We start from the raw sequence: 3,542 nt of genomic DNA, 5'->3' as shown, positions 1-3,542 counted from the left end.
ACAGATCGGTCGGCGGCTCGCCCGACGATGGTGGCGGGGGCGGAGGCGCCAAGAACGCTGCTGTCTGGATGAAAGCGCCGTCGAGCGCCGGGTCGTTGACGACGCTTTGAGTGCCACCGCCGGTGAACGTGATCGTGATCGGGCTCGTTGGATCGGGAGCGAGCCCGGTTCCCGCAGGGCCGGTGGCCCCCCCGGTCAGTGTCAGCCCGGTCGAGCCGCCGATCGTCAGATTCATCGGGCCAGCGGCCATCAGCGACGAGAAGGCCGAGCCGTTTCCGGTGAAGCTTCCGCCCGTGATGACCACGTCCCCGGTCGTGGTGATGTTTGCCGCCCCCGGATCAAGTACGGCCCGCGCGGTGGCTCCGCCGAGATTCGGCGGGGTGTCGAGGGCGGCACCGCCAAGAATCATCAGGTCGCCCGCGATGTCCATCGTCTTCGCGCCGGCGATTTGGATACCTGCGCTCGCTTCAGCGACGGACGTATTGTTGCCGGAAGCGCCCTGAGAGCGCGCGGTGCCGCCTTGCAGCGTCACCGGGCCGCCCGTGTAGACGAGATCGCCCGCGATGGTCACGATGTTGGCATTGGCAAGCGTGGTCGCAAAATTCGATCCGTTCCCTTGGGTGTACGCTCCGGTGTACGAGGATTGCACCCCTCCCGCCACCGTGAGGTCGCCCGCAGTAATCGTCAATCCCGCGCCCCCCGAAACGAGGGCGCCGACGCTGACCGCGGCTTCATTGCGGCCGCCTGCCGAACCAAACGAGGCCGACGCTCGCGCATTGTTGCCGCCGCGGACCGTGATCGCCGGACTCGCGCCGGGCACGTTAAGCGTCATCGTCGAACCCGACAACAACAGCCCGTTTGCGGTGATCAGCCCGCTATTCCGGCCATTGTCGTAAGCGGTCACACTTGCGTCATTGCCACCGCGTACGGTTAGGCTTCCGGCATCGATGGTGACGGTGCCATTTGCGGTCATCCGGCCGTCAACATCGATGCTTCCGGTGACACGCGAAGCGAAGTCTGTGCCGTTGGCGTAAAGGGACGCGGAATCCCCGCCCCTCACGGTCAGGCTCCCCGTCGTGACGTTTAGGTTTCCGCCAGCGGCAATCACTCCTCGGGCCACAACGGTCCCGGTAACCTGAGCCGCGGCAGATGACGCAGACGCATCCACGGAAGCGCTGTCCCCTCCGCGCACAGTCACGGTGCCCCCGGTCGCGTTCACCGCGATGTTACCCCCCGCCACCAGCTCGCCCTTCGCGTTCACGGTGGCCGCAAATCGCCCGTAAGCTTCGCTCGGCTCCGCCAACGCACCATCCCCGCCCGCAACCGTCAAGCTCCCGCCGTTCACGTTCACCGTGATCCCGTTGGTCGCGCTGACCCGGGCATTGGTGTTGATGGTTGCGGTGTTGCGCGTGTTCACGTCGCCGCAGCAGCTTGCTTCCGCAGATGCATTGTTTCCGCCCCGGATCAATAGCGGGCTCGCCACCGTCAGGTTTATCGCGTCCGCCTGCATGGTGGCATTGACATTGACCAGAGCCGTGTTGCTACCTACCCACGACGCGCTCGCCGACGCGTTATCGCCACCGCGCACGGTAAGTCCGCCCGTGGCATTGACCGTGAGCAGGCCGCCCGAGGAGACCAGCGCGTTGGCGTTGGTGGTGGCGTTATTCACGCCGCCGCTCGACGCCGAGGCGAACGCCGAATCGCCCCCGCGAATCAGAATGCCGCCGCTCGTTGCCGTCAACGTCATGTTGCCGCCCGAAGACAGAGTGGCGCTGGCGTTCGTCGTGGCGGTATTGTTCCCCCTGTAGGATGCGTCCGCGAACGCGGAATCGCCGCCGCGCACCGTGATCTGGGTCGCAGTCATGCCGAGCGTGGTTCCGGCCGACACCGTGGCATTGGCGTTGATGGTCGCCGTGTTCCTGTTGCCAGAGTAAGCCAATCCTGACGCGAAATCGCCGCCTGCGATCGACACGGGGCCAGACACATTAAGCGTCATCGCTTGCCCAGCGGAGAGCGTCGCGTTCGCGTTCACTGCGGCGGCGTTCGTGCCACTATAGTACGCAGACGCGAGCGCCGAGTTGCCTCCCCGCACGGTGAGGCTCGTCGCGTTGTTCAGCGTCAGACTGGTGCCCGCCGAGACCGTAGCGTTCGCATTGGCCACGGCGTTGCCCACGTAACCGGACCCCGAAGCCAAAGCATACGCATTATCACCACCGGCGATCAGCACCGGGCCGGCTACCGTTAGCTCCATCGCCTGTCCGGCAGACAGTGTCGCGTTGGCGTTGGCGTTAGCGGTGGCCGAACTGGAATAATAGTAGTAGACACTGGCCGTAGCGCTTCCGCCGGCGACCGTGAGGCCGCCGCTGGTAGTGATGATCGTCAGGTTGTTCCCGGCCGATACTTCAGCGTTTGCGGTCGCGGTGTTGATGCTGCCATTCGATGCGGAAGCGGTCGCGGTGCCGCCGCGTATTTCAACGCTACCTGCCTTGATGAAGATGTTACCGTCCGCGCGGACCGTGGCGGAGGCGTTGCCGCCATTGGAGGCGCTGCCGCCCTGCACCCGCATCATGCCGGTGAGCGGACGGCTCGCTGCATCGGTGGGATCCTGACCGACGATCAAATTGCCGCCGACGCTCACCGTGACAGCGGAATCGTTCGCACCGAGCACGTGGAAATCCACGCCTGAAACGTACATGTTGCCGAGCGTGCTTACCGTCACCGGTCCGCTGTTCGGAGTGATCAACACGCTGCCGGTTCCACTCGGCGCAGGCATCCCGGGGATCGCTGTGAGATCAGCGTTCGCAGCGAGCTTCAGCGTGCGGTTAGCAAGATAGATGTCGCTGTTAACGTTGACGTTGTTGCCAGCGTTGAGACTTAAGTCGTGATCAAAGCGCGTGCCAGAAGTGCCGATTGACGCGCTGACAGTGAGGTCGTTGCCGGCGTTGAGGGTCAGCGAGCCGCCCGCCATGCCGGCATTGACGTCTTCATTGCCGATCGGCGACAGCACACGGAGGTTATTGGTTGCGCTTACGATAGCGTCGGCGAAGTTCAACCCGGTGTCGGGATCAAGGCACGTAATGGTTTCACCGCAACCGGGTGCCGATGTATTAGTCGTAATATCAGTGTCGTTCGGGTCTAGTAGCAGCGCGCCTCCCCGATATCCCAATGCCAAAGCACGCCCGCTATACGTGCCATCCAGTCGGATGACATTGTGACCGGAGAGCTCGAGGAACCCGCCATTCCCGCCATCCACGCCCCCGTCCACCCGCACCGTCGAGCCGCGCTGCATGTCTAGCGTGTCTTCGGCGACGATCTTGACCGTTCCGCCGTCATGCACCCCGCCCGGCGCGCCAGATGCAGTGATCACGCTCCCCGGCTCCAGGGTAATGTTTTTCGAAGCTTTGAGCAGAATCTCGCCGTTCTTGCCGACCTCCACGGTATCGGCCTGGATCCGCCCGCCGTGGCGGATCAACCCCGCGTAGATCCCGATGCGGCCACTGTCGGCCACGATCTGCCCGAGATTGAGCGCCTGATTGTCGGGC

General features: G+C 64.4%; 1 protein-coding gene. It reads right to left on the bottom strand.

All coding sequences use genetic code 11. From position 1 onward, the window contains the following. Positions 1–3,542: hypothetical protein (locus VNN55_11185; protein HWO58117.1), on the bottom strand; the 3,542-nt coding region annotated here is incomplete at both ends.

The organism is bacterium (assembly GCA_035559435.1).
GTDB lineage: Bacteria > Zixibacteria > MSB-5A5 > WJJR01 > WJJR01 > JACQFV01.
The sequence above is the reverse complement of the archived record's forward strand: the minus strand, read 5'-3'. Positions and strand labels throughout refer to the sequence as shown.